This is a genomic window from Acidaminobacter sp. QWL-03 (genome assembly GCF_058683855.1).
This window is the reverse complement of record NZ_CM178752.1, coordinates 3,052,159-3,067,980: the sequence shown is the minus strand read 5'-3', so window position 1 is coordinate 3,067,980 and position 15,822 is coordinate 3,052,159. Positions and strand designations below refer to the sequence as shown.

Annotated in this window: 16 protein-coding genes; 1 reads left to right on the top strand and 15 read right to left on the bottom strand. The window is 50.3% G+C overall.

Features of this window, described 5'->3' with window-relative positions:
* Nucleotides 1-2: 2 nt before the first annotated feature.
* The 14 genes from AC4PHM_RS14265 to AC4PHM_RS14200 all read right to left on the bottom strand — a co-directional run bounded on the left by AC4PHM_RS14265 (nt 3) and on the right by AC4PHM_RS14200 (nt 12,872).
* Nucleotides 3-869 carry an FAD binding domain-containing protein gene (locus tag AC4PHM_RS14265; RefSeq protein ID WP_492018405.1) on the bottom strand — a complete coding sequence of 289 codons (867 nt, stop codon included), beginning with the start codon at nt 867-869 and terminating at the stop codon, nt 3-5.
* A gap of 76 nt (nt 870-945) precedes the next feature.
* A complete protein-coding gene (locus AC4PHM_RS14260) occupies nt 946-2,253 on the bottom strand; it encodes an NCS2 family permease (protein ID WP_492018404.1) in 1,308 nt (435 codons plus the stop codon).
* Nucleotides 2,254-2,453: 200 nt separating this feature from the next.
* Complete coding sequence (ade, locus tag AC4PHM_RS14255) at nt 2,454-4,265, bottom strand: adenine deaminase (RefSeq protein ID WP_492018403.1); 1,812 nt, start codon at nt 4,263-4,265, stop codon at nt 2,454-2,456.
* An 18-nt stretch (nt 4,266-4,283) separates the two neighbouring features.
* Nucleotides 4,284-4,574: a EutN/CcmL family microcompartment protein gene (locus AC4PHM_RS14250; protein WP_291402717.1), complete on the bottom strand. Its 291-nt coding sequence runs from the start codon at nt 4,572-4,574 to the stop codon at nt 4,284-4,286.
* 27 nt (nt 4,575-4,601) lie between these two features.
* Nucleotides 4,602-5,492 (bottom strand): flavoprotein, encoded by an 891-nt coding sequence (locus AC4PHM_RS14245; RefSeq protein WP_492018402.1) that lies wholly within the window; start codon nt 5,490-5,492, stop codon nt 4,602-4,604.
* A gap of 47 nt (nt 5,493-5,539) precedes the next feature.
* Nucleotides 5,540-5,815: a BMC domain-containing protein gene (locus AC4PHM_RS14240; RefSeq protein ID WP_291402721.1), complete on the bottom strand. Its 276-nt coding sequence runs from the start codon at nt 5,813-5,815 to the stop codon at nt 5,540-5,542.
* Nucleotides 5,816-5,851: 36 nt separating this feature from the next.
* Nucleotides 5,852-6,277 (bottom strand): BMC domain-containing protein, encoded by a 426-nt coding sequence (locus AC4PHM_RS14235; protein ID WP_492018401.1) that lies wholly within the window; start codon nt 6,275-6,277, stop codon nt 5,852-5,854.
* A gap of 27 nt (nt 6,278-6,304) precedes the next feature.
* Entirely contained in the window at nt 6,305-6,649 is a 345-nt protein-coding gene (locus AC4PHM_RS14230) for a hypothetical protein (RefSeq protein ID WP_492018400.1), read from the bottom strand.
* A 14-nt stretch (nt 6,650-6,663) separates the two neighbouring features.
* Nucleotides 6,664-6,930, bottom strand: coding sequence for a BMC domain-containing protein (locus AC4PHM_RS14225; protein WP_291402725.1), 267 nt, complete (start codon nt 6,928-6,930; stop codon nt 6,664-6,666).
* 21 nt (nt 6,931-6,951) lie between these two features.
* A complete protein-coding gene (locus tag AC4PHM_RS14220; protein ID WP_492018399.1) occupies nt 6,952-8,301 on the bottom strand; it encodes a UbiD family decarboxylase in 1,350 nt (449 codons plus the stop codon).
* 29 nt (nt 8,302-8,330) lie between these two features.
* Nucleotides 8,331-8,888 carry a UbiX family flavin prenyltransferase gene (locus tag AC4PHM_RS14215; protein ID WP_492018398.1) on the bottom strand — a complete coding sequence of 186 codons (558 nt, stop codon included), beginning with the start codon at nt 8,886-8,888 and terminating at the stop codon, nt 8,331-8,333.
* A 6-nt stretch (nt 8,889-8,894) separates the two neighbouring features.
* Nucleotides 8,895-9,506 carry a cysteine hydrolase family protein gene (locus AC4PHM_RS14210; protein WP_492018397.1) on the bottom strand — a complete coding sequence of 204 codons (612 nt, stop codon included), beginning with the start codon at nt 9,504-9,506 and terminating at the stop codon, nt 8,895-8,897.
* Nucleotides 9,507-9,621: 115 nt separating this feature from the next.
* On the bottom strand, nt 9,622-11,160 hold the full coding sequence (locus tag AC4PHM_RS14205) for a dihydroorotase (protein ID WP_492018396.1): 1,539 nt from the start codon (nt 11,158-11,160) through the stop codon (nt 9,622-9,624).
* Nucleotides 11,161-11,201: 41 nt separating this feature from the next.
* Entirely contained in the window at nt 11,202-12,872 is a 1,671-nt protein-coding gene (locus AC4PHM_RS14200; protein WP_492018395.1) for a formate--tetrahydrofolate ligase, read from the bottom strand.
* A gap of 270 nt (nt 12,873-13,142) precedes the next feature.
* Between AC4PHM_RS14200 and AC4PHM_RS14195 the strand changes: the two genes are divergently transcribed.
* Nucleotides 13,143-13,838 carry a cyclase family protein gene (locus tag AC4PHM_RS14195; protein WP_492018394.1) on the top strand — a complete coding sequence of 232 codons (696 nt, stop codon included), beginning with the start codon at nt 13,143-13,145 and terminating at the stop codon, nt 13,836-13,838.
* Nucleotides 13,839-14,048: 210 nt separating this feature from the next.
* Here AC4PHM_RS14195 and AC4PHM_RS14190 read toward each other — a convergent pair whose 3' ends face one another.
* Complete coding sequence (locus AC4PHM_RS14190) at nt 14,049-15,707, bottom strand: PucR family transcriptional regulator (RefSeq protein ID WP_492018393.1); 1,659 nt, start codon at nt 15,705-15,707, stop codon at nt 14,049-14,051.
* Between the last annotated feature and the right edge of the window lie 115 nt (nt 15,708-15,822).

The window sequence follows — 15,822 nt, the reverse complement described above, 5'->3', positions numbered from 1 at the left end:
GCTTATAGAGACGCGCGAAGCGCTTTTCTCAGCGCGGCACCAAAGACGCCACGCACTGCCTCACGTTTGAACGGCATAGTGCCCCTTCCGCTGAGTCGTTTGGCCACGACTTCGGAGAACAGGTCGCAGGCAGCCTCAATAGTGGCTTCATCCAGCGTCCTGCCTTCGAGGAAGGCTTCCAGTTCAGGTTCCCGCATGCCCGTCAGACCTATGGATCCGGACGCGACACACGCCTTTTCAATGATACCGCTCTCACTCAACTCCAAAGCGGCAGCCGCGCTGAGCCTCGAAATAGCGAGTGCGTTGCGCAGTCCCAGCTTTTCAAACTGAACATTGATCTGCGCCGACCCCGGACGCGGGATCACGATCTGGGTGATGATTTCTGACTCACTGAGATCTGCCTGACCTTTGCCTTTGAAGAAGTCCTTCAGTGCTACCGTCCTGCAGCCCTCCGGTGATACAATTTCCAGAACTGCTTCCATGGCCAGAAGCGGCGGTACCGCGTCAGCCGCCGGCGAAGCGTTGGCAATATTGCCGCCTACGGTCCCCAGATTTCGGATTTGAGGCGCTCCCACTGATCTCGATGCTTCCCAAAGGCCCGGCATCTGCGTTCTGACTCTGTCAGAGGCTACCAGCTCACTGTACTTGGCACACGCTCCGATAGCAATGTAGTCCGCTTCAAAGCGGATTCCACGGCACTCCGGCACATCAGAAATGTCAATGATCACTGGCTTCTTATTGTGCTTCTCCCTGATTTTGACCAGCAGGTCCGTACCGCCGGCAATGAGCTCTGCCCTGCCTTCATTCGCCTTCAACGCGTCCAGCGCGTCCTTCAGAGAAAAGGCCTTAATGACTTTTTCCACTTTCATTCGCAATGACACCTCTTTCTTTTAGAAAAGAAAATGCCCCCTAGCAGCGCGCGGGGGCATTTTCCGGATACACGCTCTATGCGAAGATTTCCTTAAGGATAAACAGCACAGCGAGTATATAGGTCACAACAGGCACATCTTTGGTTTTGCCTGCAAGCGTTTTGATAAGCGCATAGGACACGATACCAAAGACAATACCTTCTGCGATAGAGTAAGCGAGCGGCATCATGATGATGGTCAGAAACGCAGGAACCGCTTCAGTGAAATCCTCGAGATCAATTTCCTTGATAGGCGACATCATGAAGAGACCAACTATGATCAGCGCCGGCGCAGTGGCAGCGCTCGGAATCATGATGAAGAGCGGTGAAATAAAGAGTGCAATAAAGAAGAGACCTGCTGAGACGAGGGCCGTCATACCGGTTCTTCCGCCTTCAGCGACGCCGGAAGCAGATTCAACATAGGTAGTAACCGTTGATGTACCAACGATAGCGCCAAAAGTCGTACCTACAGCATCCGCGAAGAGTGCTTTTCTGACCCCAGGGAGTTTGCCGTTTTCATCCAACATGTTGGCTTTAGTTGAGACACCAATCAGTGTGCCGATGGTGTCAAACATGTCAACAAACAGGAATGTACCGAGAACGATCCACATGTCCGCGGTCAAAATCTTGTCGAACTCAAACGCGAAGAGGGCCATTGGCGGTGGTGTGCTGAAAACAGACGTAGGAAGCTGCGCAACACCGAGCGGAAGCGCGAGAATAGTAGAAATGACGATACCGAGAAGAATAGCGCCTTTGACTCTGAGTGCCAGCAAAACGCCGGTGATGACAAGACCTGCCAGCGCAACCTGAGCATTCGCGTTGCTGACAAAGTCACCCAGCATCAGAGGAACGCCCTGACCTTGAACGACGATGCCTGAGTTGTAAAGTCCAATAAAGGCAATGAAGAGACCAATACCAACGGAAACCGCTTTTTTAATGTTTTGTGGAATACTGTCAATGATGGCTTCACGTATGTTGAAGAATGTTAAAATCAGGAAGATAATACCTTCGATGAATACTGCGGTGAGTGCGAACTGCCAGGAGTAGCCCATGGTCAAAACGACCGTATAGGCAAAGAAGGCGTTGAGGCCCATGCCTGGCGCGAGTACGAACGGCAGGTTAGCGTAGAACGCCATGATCAGCGTTGCTACAAGGGAAGAAAGCGCGGTCGCTGTGAAGACAGCGCCGAAGTCCATGCCTGCGTCAGCCAGAATCAACGGGTTGACAATCAAGATATAGGCCATGGTCATGAATGTGGTGAAGCCAGCTAAAACTTCAGTTCTTGCGTTGGTGCCGTGCTCCGAGAGTTTAAAAACCTTCTCGAAAAATCCTGTATTATTGGTCATTTTTCGTTACCCCCCATGATTTGTAAAAAAGAGTCCTCTTTGCCTACCCTCCTTACCTCCGGAATTGTATGATGTGAAAAATGAAGAACCATAAAAAGCAGAATTGCGGCGGTGCTGTATGAATTTATAACGTGTGCTTCACTGCTTGACCCGGCAAACACAAGGTGAATTCAAGATGAATTCACCTTTCGGCCAGCCGCTTACTTTACTGCGCTGAGGATTTCAAAATTCTCAACATCGACAATACCCATATCTGTGATCTTCCATTTCGGACTTGTGGAAAGTCCCAGGAAGGAAAGGTGCATAAATGGCGCGTGGACCTTGCAACCCAGCTTCGCTCTCGCATTGTCTTCGAGTTCGCGGATCTTGACACTGACCTCATGTCCCGTCAGTTCGTCTGTGATCAGACCGCCGACAGGAAGTCTGAGCTCATCGATCACTCGGCCATTACTGACCAACGCGATACCGCCGCCAATTTCCTTGACTCTGTTCGCTGCGATTGCCATGTCGTTGTAGTTTGTCCCCATGACGAGGAGGTTGTGGGTATCGTGGGCAATGGATTCCGCCATGGCGCCGTTCTCGATGCCAAAGCCCTTCACAAAGCCTTTGCCTATATTTCCGTTGCGTCCATAGCGCTCAACACAAATGAGCGGTACGACGTCCTGCTTCACATCCGCCTGAACGACGCCATTTTTCACTGGAAGCTCCGCTTCAAGGGCATCTGACAAGTTCTGATCCGGAATGAGACCAATGACGTTGACCGTCGCTTTGGAACCTTCCGCCTTGATTTCAAGATCTGCAGCCGACAGGGTCTTGAACTTAACGGAGTTCTTGACGCTCTCCGGATAGGTGTATTTAGGAATGTCGATCAGCATTTGACCATTGGCCGCAACCAATTTTCCATCGATAAACACCGCGTCGACAACCATGTTCTGAAGGTCGCTGATGACCGCGATATCCGCCAGCTTGCCAGGAAGCAGCGCGCCCCGGTCTTCGAGCTTGAAGTAAGTCGCCGGGTTGATGGTGACCATCTGGATGGCTTCCACCGGGTTCACGCCCTGAGCGATTGTTCTTTTTACGATTTCATTCATATGGCCGAGCTTTTCGAGGTCTTCCGCGACCATGTCATCCGTCGCGAGCACCGCTCGTCTCGAATCCATTTTTTCTTCAGTAATGGCACGGATACATTCCGCCATGTTCTTTTGCGTTGAACCTTCGCGCATGAAGACGTAGACACCCTGGCGAAGCTTTTCAACAGATTCAGCTTTGGTCGTCGTCTCGTGGCAGGAGCACGTACCGCCAGCGGCGATTATATGGGCTGCAAGCTCACGGCCGAACAGCTCAGGCGCGTTGCCGTCCACCACTTTGCCAATGCTTCTGGCATAAGTCGTGGAAGCGACGAGATCTGTTATGATCTCAGGCGTGTTGTTGTAAACGTGCTTCGCGTTGCTGAAGCCCTGAAGCTCCCCTATACCAATGATGTTAGGATAGTTCAGGAGATCCGCCATATCTTTGGACGTGATGTCCACGCCCGCAGTTTCCAGCGACGGACAATCTGGTACAAGAGATGGCACAACCAGGCTGACGTGGTTCGGAACGACGCCCGCTTCATCCGCCATGGCTTTCATGCCGACGCCGCCAAGAGCATTTCCAATCTCGTGGGGGTCAGCGACCAGAGTCGTTGTGCCGGAAGGAATTGAAAGCCTTGAAAACTCCGAAATGGTCAGCATGGAGCTCTCAAAGTGCATATGTGAATCAATAAATCCCGGCGCGAGATAACGGCCGGAAACGTCTATCACGAGTGTCTTGGGTCCGATCAGCTTGTCTGAGTCACAGACGCCGAGAATGTATTTTCCCTTGATGGCAAGGTCGGATTTATAAATTTCTCTCGTGATGACGTTGACAATATTACCGTTCAGAAGGACGACGTCAGCGAATTCGAAATCACCCATCAGGGCGTCGATCATCTGGCGGTACTCCATTGCTTGTTTGATCAGCTTTGGATCCATCATGTCGGCTGTGTCACCACCTTATTTTTTATGGTCGAACAAATCCGTCCGGATGTCCACACCGTCAATAATTCCGACGATTGCGGCATCAATGGAGGACTTTGGTTTATTGGCGGCATTTCTTGAAGCTGTGCCTGTGGAATACATGACAAACTCCCCAATGCCCGCGCCTACTGTATCTACAGCAATAAACGGTTCACCGACGGGTTCTTTGTCAATGTTGACAGGCTGAGTCAGAAGAAGCTTGCTCCCGACAAGACCTTCCTCTTTTCGAGTTGCGACTATGGTACCTATGACAATGGCTGTTCTCACCTGTAATCTCCCCTAACGCTTGGCGTACTACCTTTTGTCTACGATCTCAACACCCATTGACTTTGCCAGATCCTTTGCGAGAGGTGTGATAATCATACCCTTTTCAAGCACAATTTGCCGGCTTGAGGCAGGAAGCGCTCTGAGCCAGGATTCTGTGACCACGCGCGTTTGGCCGTTCAAAGCCGGGCGGTCGGTCGCAGAGGGTCTTCCCGTCGAAGCTGGCGCTGTTTGGACAGCTGCAGACCGAACAGCATTTTGATGCTGACGCTCTGGTCTTTGCCTCTCCGCACCGGCTCTGCTGTTTCTCATGGACATCAGCGGATCCCTCATCAGAACAGTGTCGTAATCGTGGTGTTCAATCATGGCAGCGCCATAGTCAGCAAGGGTTTTGATATGGCTTTCCATGACCTTCTTCATCTTTGGATTGCCATCTATGGAGAACCAGGCATGCCGAATCGAATCTGTGTTGGCAATAACCCGAACATTCTGCAGCAGGAACTGCCACAGCAGCATGGAAGGAAAATCGTCCTGAATGCCCACTGCAACTTTCGCCAAGGTATTCTGCGTCAGGTTCGGGACTATGACCACATCTGTCCCTCTTACCAGGCCCTGCACACCTTCGTAACAATCTCCGGTGATCAGACGATACGGCTGAAGCGTTTCCTCAACGCGCGCCCTGCCTACCAGATGCTCTGCCGCTTTCGACATGACCACCGTGAGCAGGTAACCGCTTTCTCTCAATTTGACCAGGCTGTTAAAGGCACTGTCCATTGAAATATCGCTGCCTAAGAGCAGGACAGTAATTTTTCTGTCCTTCAGATCCGAAGCTTCGAGATCGATCGGTTTAACGGTCGAACCTTCAAACACCGGGAGCGCCATGTCCTGAAAGACTTTTTTCATAAGCTCTTTATTGGACAATGTGATACCTCCCTATCAGGGCTGATTTGTCAGCCGCTGCGTTAGTTCTATGCGTTGCCGAGAATGACGCGCTCAACTTCAGAGTGCGGTCTAGGAATGACGTGAACGGAGAACAGTTCGCCAACGCGTGCAGCAGCGTCAGCACCGGCGTCCGTAGCAGCTTTAACAGCGCCGACGTCACCTCTGACCATAACTGTAACGAGACCAAACCCGATCTTTTCATAACCGACGATCGTGACATTTGCTGCTTTAACCATGGCGTCTGCTGCTTCAATTGCGCCTACGAGACCTTTAGTTTCGATTAATCCCAATGCCTGACTCATGTTTTTTTCCTCCTCAAATGTGTGTTATTAAGTTGCCTAAGCGCGACGGGCGCTCAACTGCGGGTTTGATGCTTCAGATGAAGCGTCCTGGGCATTTTCGTCCTCAGGTACTTCAGTTTCTGCCGATGGTTCCTGCTGAGCACCCTCTTGAGACGTTTCCGTTTTGTTTTTTCTGAACATTTCTATCAGTTTATCCACATCAGAATGCGGACGCGGAATAACGTGGGATGATACGACTTTGCCAACCGCGCTGGCAGCCATGACCCCTGCGTCCACTGCCGCCTGCACCGCTGCGACTTCGCCTGCGATACTGACCGTCACGCTGATGATCTTGTCGACGCCAATGACTTTCTCGACACCGACGCACTGGACATCCGCCGCCTTAAGCGCCGCGTCGAGTGCCGCCGCCGCAGGCGTCAGACCTACAGATTCAATTAAGCCAAGTGCTCCTCCGGATCTCACATTAACACCTCCATGGAACGAATTCGGTTACTTAAGACGACCAAGCAGCTCGTCCAGCGACACTGCCCGACCATGGACGACGTTTGCGTTTATTGCGCTTGCAGGTTCGACTGTCTTCGATGGCGCTGCGACCCGGGATTGAGACGTTAAACTCTCGAGGTTCGTGCGTCTGCCGTTTCTGTCACCGCCACCATCGGCAGCACTTCCTTTTTTATTCAAAAGCTCAGACAGCATAGCCGCGTGGCGTTCTGTCAGATGTGAGCCGCTTGAGGCTTTCGCAGGCGACTTAACGCCCGGGGAAGATTCCGCAAGGTCTTTGGCACACTTTTGAACTATGTGGTCCATGATTTGTTTCGTCAAAATATTTGCCATTTCAACACCTCACCTCAGTTGAAGAGCATGTCCATGCCTTCTTCAGGCCGCGGAATTACATTGATGCCAATGACTTGCCCTTTGCTGCCGGCTTCTTCTCTGGCGGCTTCGACAGCTGCCTTGACAGCCGCGACATCGCCCTCGATGATCACCGCGACGACGCCCGAACCCACAATATTGAAGTCTTTGACTACGACGTTGGCTGCTTTGACCATGACATCCGCAGCGTAGATGGCGGCGACCAGGCTCCGGACTTCAAAAAATCCGAGTGCTTTCTTCATATGTTATGCCTCCTCCAACGCTTATAGATTGGGGAAAAATTTCTTCAGATCGATAGCTTCATATCCAGGGATGCGGGCTTTTTCAAAGCCTTTGCCCGCCTCGCCAAGTGGCTTCGTCGCATCGATGCCGACTTTGTCTGACGTCATTTCAAGCAGGTGGGAAGGATCGAGGCCCGTTCCGTTCGCGCCCGGGATTATGAAAACGTCCTTGGACGCCTGTACCCTGGCCGCTAAAGCGCCTTCCACGTCCCCTGCGTCAAAGACGTCAATGTCATCATCCACGATGACCACATGCTTGATATCTTTGCTGCTGCCCAGCGCCGCGATCGCTGCCGCTTTTCCGTCACCAGGGCTTTTTTTGCTGATGGACACCACCGCGTGAAATCTGCAGCCTGCGCCAATAGTTACGTTGACATCCTTAACTTTGACAATCCTTGAGACGTGGGCAAATACCTCCATGTCACGGATCAGACCGTTGCTTAGGTGCTCCTCTTTACAAGGTGCGGAAATCTGGAAAATAGGCTGATTTCGGTGCATGACCGCGCTGACGCGGATGACTGGGTGCTTGGCGACAGCGCCATAATACCCCATAAGTTCGCCGAACGGCCCTTCCGTGACTTCCTCGTTGTACGGGATAACGCCTTCGATGACGATTTCAGCATACGCCGGTACTTCAAGATCAATGGTTTGGCATTTGACCACTTCCAGAGGTTCCCCTCTCAACCCGCCGTCATACTCATACTTGTCAACGCCGTAAAGATCGCTGCCAAGCTGGGAAGCCAGGCAGAAATAGTAATCATAGCCAAGCACGACTGCAACTTCCAGGTTCTTCTTCTGCGCACGCGCTTGCTTTATTTTATCACTTAAAAAGGGCGACGTCACCAAAGCGCTGATATTATTGCCGCCATTAAACTGAAAACGCCTGATAGACGTATAGATCTTGCCATCATCCGGGTCACGAACAACCATAACACCAGCGGTTATAAAACTGGATGAGTCTAGCTCGTGAAACGTCGGAAGCGGGAAGATCTTGCCAAGGTCAATATTTCTCGTTATTATGTTTTCTTTGACCGGACCGTCGGAAAGCAGCCTTGGAGGTATCGTCCGGTTGACTGCGTTCATGTATTTGAAAAGGCGCTCCTCACGTGTCGTGCCCGTGAACTCGTAAAACATTTCACGGTCGCCAAACATGCCGCCAATTATGGGCATCTTGTGGCCTTTGACACGATTGAAAAGTACCGGCGTCGTATTGCCCAGTTTTTCGAGAATACCGCCAATTTCAAATTTCGGGTCCGCCTCAACATTGCACTCCAGGAGTCCGTAACGGTCCCGAAGGTTGCCGAGGCACGCTCTGAGCATTTGTTTTTCCAAATGCAGCACCTCCTTGTGAGGGGATAGGTTTAATGCCAGCGCTCATACAGCTTCGAATCAATCCCAAGCTGATCCAAAATTCTTCCGACCATGATGTCCACAATGTCTGCCAAAGTTTCGGGCAAATGGTAGAAGCCCGGAGCTGCCGGCATAATGGTCACGCCCAGTCTGGCAAGCTTAAGCATATTTTCGAGATGAACTGCGCTGAGCGGCGTCTCCCGTGCGACGAGCACCAGTTTTCGCCCTTCTTTAATAGTAACGTCTGCGGCTCTGTGAATCAAGTTGCTGCTGATGCCGTTTGCCACAGCAGCCAAAGTGTTCATGGAGCAAGGCACAATGATCATCCCGTCAGTTTTGAACGAACCGCTGGCGATGGCGGCCGCCAAATCGTCATTCTGATAATAATAGGCCGCGAGGGATTTTACTTCCTCCAGACTGAAGTCACATTCGTGCTTCAGGTTGTAGGCGCCCATTTTCGAGACGACGACATGGGTTTCAACGCCCATTTGCTCCAAAGCTTTAAGGAGGGCAACTGCATAGATCATGCAGCTGCCTCCTGTAATGCCAATGACGAGCTTTTTAGTCAAAGTGTATTACTCGACTTTGTTCTCAGCGTCGCCGCCGCCGAGCCATGGATCTTCGCCTTTTTCCCAAGCTGCAATGTACTCGTCAAGAGTCATAACTTTTGTAAAGATGGAAAGGTCGACCAGGCCATGCTGGTGCATTTCTTCAGTTTTTGAAGCAACGCAGTCGCTGAGGGTGATGACTTTGTATGCGTTCGCCAGAGCGTCAGCAGCTGTGGAACGGACACAGACGTTCGTCCAAACGCCAGTGACGACAACTGTATCGAGGCTTTCTTCCTTCAGATAAAGGTCGAGGTCAGTGTGCTGGAACGCGGAGTGTCTGCGCTTCGGAATTCTGTACTCTTCGCCTTCCGGATAAAGCTCAGGTATGAAGTCTGAACCCCATGTGCCGGCAATAGCGTGAACAGGTCTGACGCGGAAGTCAGCGTCATTTTTTCTGTGCGCTTCTTGAATGTGGATGAGCTGGATGTCGTCAAGGCCACGGGCGTTGCGCTCACGTACCCAGGCAAACAGTTTCTGAAGCGGTGCTATAATGTCGTCTCCACCTGGGCAGCGAAGTGCAGCTTTTTCACCAATGAAATCGTTGAGCATGTCGATAACGACGATACCATGTCTAGGCATTTTGTCAGTCTCCTTTTCTTCTGTGGTTAAATTATGTGAGTTGTCGAGAGGGGCGGATCCAAAATTGGCGCCGCCGCTCTTTCCAACTTATCAAACTTTTGTGTGCATTTTTAAATTAGTCGATCACGTTGTTGATGTTGCGTCTGTGATAGTTGTTGAAGAAGTCCGCGCCAATAGCTTTGTAATTGTCAAACTGAATCTTATTAGGGAGCACTTGAATGCTCTGGCGTTTGACGAACTGTCCGAAGCCTGGCTCAACGAGAATCTTGCCCTGAACTTCATTTGGCTCTTCGTGGTAGATTGAAGTGCCGCGAAGAATGGTATGAGCAACTTTGCCCTTCAGTTTCAAGCCGTGAAGCGGTGTGTACTTGTTCTTCATGAAGGAAACGTTTTTGTCGATAGTCCACTCTTTGTCGAGGTCGATAATAGTCAAGTCAGCATCAGAACCAATGTTCATGGAGCCCTTCTTAGGGAAGAGACCATAGTGGATCGCAGCGTTCTTGCTTAAAACCTCAACCAGTCTCTCGAGCGTGAGTCTGCCTTTGTTGTAGCCTTCGCTGACGATGATGTTGACCATAGTCTCAGAGCCTGAGATCCCCGGGAATGCCGTCCAGATGTTCATACCTGGCGCGTCTTTCTCAACAGCAGCATCATCATTGTCTTTGTTCTCTTGAATCTTGTATGGCGCATGATCTGTAGCGACGAAGTCGACGCTGCCATTTGCAAGACCTTCCCAGAGCTCAATGTTGTCTTGGGTTGTTCTGAGCGGCGGCGCGATCTTAGCGTATGCGCCGTATTCGGACATAGCTTCAGGCGCATTGAGTACAAGATAGTGCGGGCAAACCTCCGAAGTGACTTTGAGTCCACGTTTCTTGGCTTCGCCAATCAGTCTTGCGCCAATGCCTGTGGACATGTGGACGACGTGGTAGCGCGCGCCGGTTTCTTCCGAGAATGCAATGCCGAGCTGGATCGCAGCTTTTTCAGCGAGCTCGAGTCTTGCTTCAGACCAAGCCGGTCCGTCGAGGCGGCCTTCAGCCTGATACTTTCTGACGTAGTAGTCGCACATAGCAAAGTTTTCTGCGTGAACGCCCACTGCGAGGCCGGTTTTCTCAACCGCTTTGAAAACTTCATGCATTTCAGGGTCCGTAACGCGGTTGAACGTTGGAACGGATGGCGTCATGTAGACTTTGAACGCCAGAACACCTGCGTCTGCCTGAGCCTGGACGTCTGCGAGCTTGCCGTCGCGAACCATGTCGCCTGTCGCGCCGCCCCAGAGGCCAAAGTCAACAATAGCCTGCGGCTTGATAGCGTCGAGCTTTTCATTCATGGAATCCACGTCGAGAACGGATCTAGGGAACGAGCAGCACGGCATATCGATGATTGTCGTCAGGCCGCCGGCAGCTGCCTGACTGGTGCCGGTCAGGAAGGTTTCACGGTGTGTGAAGCCCGGGTCCATGTAGTGCGTATGAGAGTCGATACAGCCCGGAAGTACAAGCTTGCCGCCTGCATCCACATAACGGTCAGCTTCGAGACCTTCAACGGACTCAAGGAAACCTGCGATTTTTTCGTTCTTGACCAAAATATTGGTCATCAGGGTGTCGTTTCCATTCATTGCTGGAACAAGCGCGTTTTTTACAATCAAATCATACTTCATGTTAATTTGACGCCTCCTTTTAAATGGTTGGACAAGTGTTGTTAGAAGAGACCTACAATTTCTCCGCTTTCGAGGATGTCGATGTGGTTTGCGGATGGAACCTTAGGCAGACCAGGCATTCTCATGATCTCCCCCGCAAGGGCTACCAGGAAGCCCGCGCCAACGGACGCCTTGACTTCGCGCACTGTGATCTTGAAGCCGCTTGGTCTTCCAAGCTTTGTTGGGTCATCTGTCAGTGAGTACTGGGTTTTAGCCATACAGATTGGGAGATGGCCTACGCCGTCTTCTTCAAACTTCTTGATATCCTTAAGCGCTTTCGATGTAAACTCCACACCGTCTGCCCCGTAGATTTCCTTGGCGATCTTTTCGATCTTTTGAACGGCAGTCAGTTCAAGGTCATACAGCGGTGCATAAGCGGATTTGCCGCTCTCTGCCACTTCGACGACTTTCTTCGCCAGCTCTACGCCGCCGTCTCCGCCTTTTGCCCAAACTTCGGACAGAACGACATTGACGCCGAGCTCATTGCAGCGATCTTCGACGAATTTCAGCTCTGCCGGTGTATCCAGCGGGAACGCGTTGATTGCGACGACGGCAGGGACGCCGTGCTTCTGGACGTTCTCGATCTGCTTCTCGAGGTTCGCGAAGCCTTTTGCAAGGGCCTCAAGGTTCTCAACGTTCAGGTCTGCCTTCTTCACGCCACCGTGGTTCTTCAGCGCGCGCACCGTTGCAACAATAACTGCTGCAGCTGGCTTCAGACCCGCCTGACGGCACTTGATGTTGAAGAACTTCTCTGCGCCAAGGTCTGCGCCGAAGCCTGCTTCCGTCACTACATAATCCCCGAGCTTGAGCGCCATCTTCGTTGCCACAACTGAGTTACAGCCGTGTGCGATGTTCGCGAACGGTCCGCCGTGGATCAGCGCAGGGGTGTTCTCAAGGGTTTGGACCAGGTTTGGCATGAGGGCATCCTTAAGAAGGAGCGCCATGGAACCCGTCGCTTCAAGCTGAGCCGCTGTGACAGGCTTATTGTCTTTGGAGTAAGCCACGATCATTTTGGCGAGTCTTTCTTTGAGGTCTTTCATGCTCGTAGAGAGGCAAAGGATCGCCATGATCTCTGAAGCAACCGCGATGTCAAAGCCGTCCTGACGGACCACGCCGTCACCTGTGTTGCCAAGGCCTACAATTGTATTTCTCAGCGCGCGGTCGTTCATGTCGATAGCGCGTCTCCAGAGGATGCGCTTCTCATCAATGCCCAGCGCATTGCCCTGGTGGAGATGGTTGTCAATCAGTGCCGCCAGCAGGTTGTTCGCTGTGGTCACCGCGTGAATGTCGCCTGTAAAGTGAAGGTTGATGTCTTCCATAGGAACGACCTGAGCGTAACCGCCGCCAGCCGCGCCGCCCTTGACGCCGAAGCATGGACCGAGGGATGGCTCGCGGAGTGCCGTAAACGTCTTCTTGCCAATTTTGTTAAGACCCATGCTGAGGCCAACGTTGGTTGTCGTTTTGCCTTCGCCTGCTGCAGTCGGGTTGATTGCAGTGACCAGGATCAGTTTGCCGTCCGGCTTGTCAGCCATACGGTCCATGACATCCAGGTGGATCTTCGCTTTGTAGTTGCCGTAGAGTTCGAGATCGTTCTCGGAAAGTCCGACTTTGGCGGCAACTTCCTTGATGTGAATCATTTGTGCTTCCTGTGCAATTTGAACGTCTGTTTTCATAGCTCTTATGTAGCCTCCTTCATTTTACAGTTAAAATAAAGCGTCCATGGAAAACCTGTCGTAATGTTGATAGTCCATAAAGGTTACTCGTATACAATCATTTATAACAGAAGTCAGCCGCAATTACCTTATGGAGTTTTTACATTTTTCACAGCACTAAAGTTATACCCGAAACCAGCTGTCGCTAAAATATTTTTTTCAATGTTCAGATTCTTGATATAATGGGGACAGTTAAACCACTAAGTTTCTCAACTATCAGGGGGTAGAAGAATGAAACAACTGAAACTCATTGATCTTTCCCAGGAGATTTTTCAGGGGATGTCAGTATTTCCAATGCATCAGCCAACCTTCATCATGACCAATATGACCCATGAAGAAAACATGAATCAAACCGGCAGCAAAGCGCTTGGATTTTCAGCCAGAAACCTTCTGATCAGCGAGCATGGCGGCACGCACTGCGACGCAGTCTGGGAGTACAAGCCAAGCGGCGCCACAATCGACCACATGCCTATGAGTCACTTCTGGGGCAGCGCGATCTGTATAGACCTGTCCCATATCCGCTTTGACCGCTACATTGAGCCAAGAGACCTTGAACTCGCTGTCAAAAAGTCAGGGCAGGAAATCCTGAAGGGCGACATTGTCTTGATGTACACCGGACATTTTGACCGCAATTTTGGCACGGATAAATGGCAGACAGAGTACACCGGACTCAGCTACGAAGCCGCAAAGTGGCTTGCAGAGCGGGGTGTCGTAAACATTGGCGTAGACGCGCCAGCCATAGACCATCCAAGTGATATCAACTTCTCAGGTCATCTGATCTGCGGCGAGTATGACATGACCAACACGGAAAACCTCTGTAACCTCGATAAGATCGTCAACAAGAGATTCCTCTATTTCGGTCTTCCTCTCAGGATTCGAGGCGGCTCAGGCTCACCAATCAGGGCAGTTGCGCTGGTTGAGGAGTAATCTAACTGGCTGGATCTTGAGCCGACAGGCAACCCTATATCGAAATAGTCCCACTTAACTTAAACTATGCAAAAATTAAACCGGACAGATCGAGATCTGTCCGGTTTTTCATTGTAGGTTTTTAACGAAATTATTTTGAATATTCAAGAGATTAAAACAAATTCCGACTTATTTTTCGTAAAAATCATAGTATGAACGTCAAGACGTGACTTATAAGTCAAGAATCTTCATTATTTTAAGTGCCGTTTGCAGTCCATATCTGTCGCCTTCGTTCTCCAGATTTTTCCCTGTGATCTCCTGGATTCGATTGATTCGGTAAAGGACTGTATTATAGTGGGTGAATAAAAGTTCTGACATCTTCTTCAAATTGCCGTTGGTCTCAAAATAGACGATCAGGGATTTGACCAGTTCGGTGTCTCTTTTCCTGTCGTAAGCTACCAGTGGTTCGAGCGTGGTTTCATAAAAACTGATCAGTTCATTTTTCAAGTGATCCTGACAGAAAATCTTGTAGATGCCAAGGGCGTCAAAATCAATGACGCGTTCGTTGATGTAAGTTTTCGACGCTTCGACTGCCTTATCCGCGTCATAGAGGCTTCTGTACGCATCACCCAGACCCTTGTAGAGTCTTCCTATGCCCACTTTATAGCTTATGTGACCCATTTTGCTGTCGAGAACCGCCTCTGTTTCTTCTGCCAGCTTCTTGAACTCCCTGGTATATTCCTCCGGACTCTTCCACATGGTCATGACATTGATTTTCTTGCCTTTATTCGCGATCAGATACGTTCTGCCTTCTTTCCGGCAAATTATATCGATCAAATACATAACCTTGGTCAGATGCTGGTTGTACTCTTCATCCGAGGCAAGGTTGGACTCCCCCTTGCTTACTCTGATGTTCATGATATTGTAGAAAGAATCTTTATCAAATCTATAGTAATTTGATCTTTCAAGGGCTTTCAGTTTTCTCTTCTCGTCCAGAGAGACCAAATCCTCAAAGAACTCCGTCTTGTACTTGTTCTCCACTTCCTGCACAGAGAGTCTTTTCAAAAACTCCAGCGCAACGACATTCGCCGTGGATTCCATGTATAGGGCGTCAAAATTCGTCAGCTCACGCTCATAGCCAAAGGCTACCAAATGACCATAAACCGCATTCTTTATCATAACCGGGACCATGACGCGATCCATTTCCTTGCCATTGATCACAACCCGGTCTGTCATAGTCTTGGTCTGCTTGGTTCCTGAGGTGCTGGAACGCATAAAATGCTTTACATTTTCTTCAAACTGTCCGCATAACTCCGGATCCCGCTCACCATCATGAATAAACTCCTCAAAATGATAGTCCTTTACAAGGATTGGATTCTCAATGGATTTTACCAGGCTTTTGAGGATATCTTTAACGCCGCCGCCTTTGAGAACGACGTTCATGGTGTCATGGTGAAGGGTTTCGACTTTTCTGAGGATATTGGTCTGACGTTCGAAGATTTCCTGAAAGACAGGTGACATGATCTCCGCGAAAGGAATATCATGGTGGATTTCGACGATTGGAAACTTAAGCCGATCCGCCAGCTCGACGATTTCAACAGGCAGGCTCTCCAGATAAGGATATACTTTGATCCCGATCCCACTGAGTTTTTTGGACGCCGAAACCTCAATCAGATTCAGCTGGTCTTCCATTGAAGTGGATTTGAAGAAATACCCTGTGGTGAGGAGAAATTCACCTTCGTTTACCCAGCTGAGTATGTCAGGATCTGCCATGACATTGACGCGTGTCACAACATTATTGACACCTTCTTCACCTGCGACAATTTTGCAATTCTCAAGTACTTTCATTTTAAGGATATCTTTTATAGAAACGCCCGTTTCATCTATCACTTTAATCCACCCCTGCGACTTTGACACTATGGTATTGTTTCACATCACCAGCATATTCTCTTAAGAAATTACAGCTGCCATGGAAAGCAAATTCGTTTATGTACTTGGAATAAGA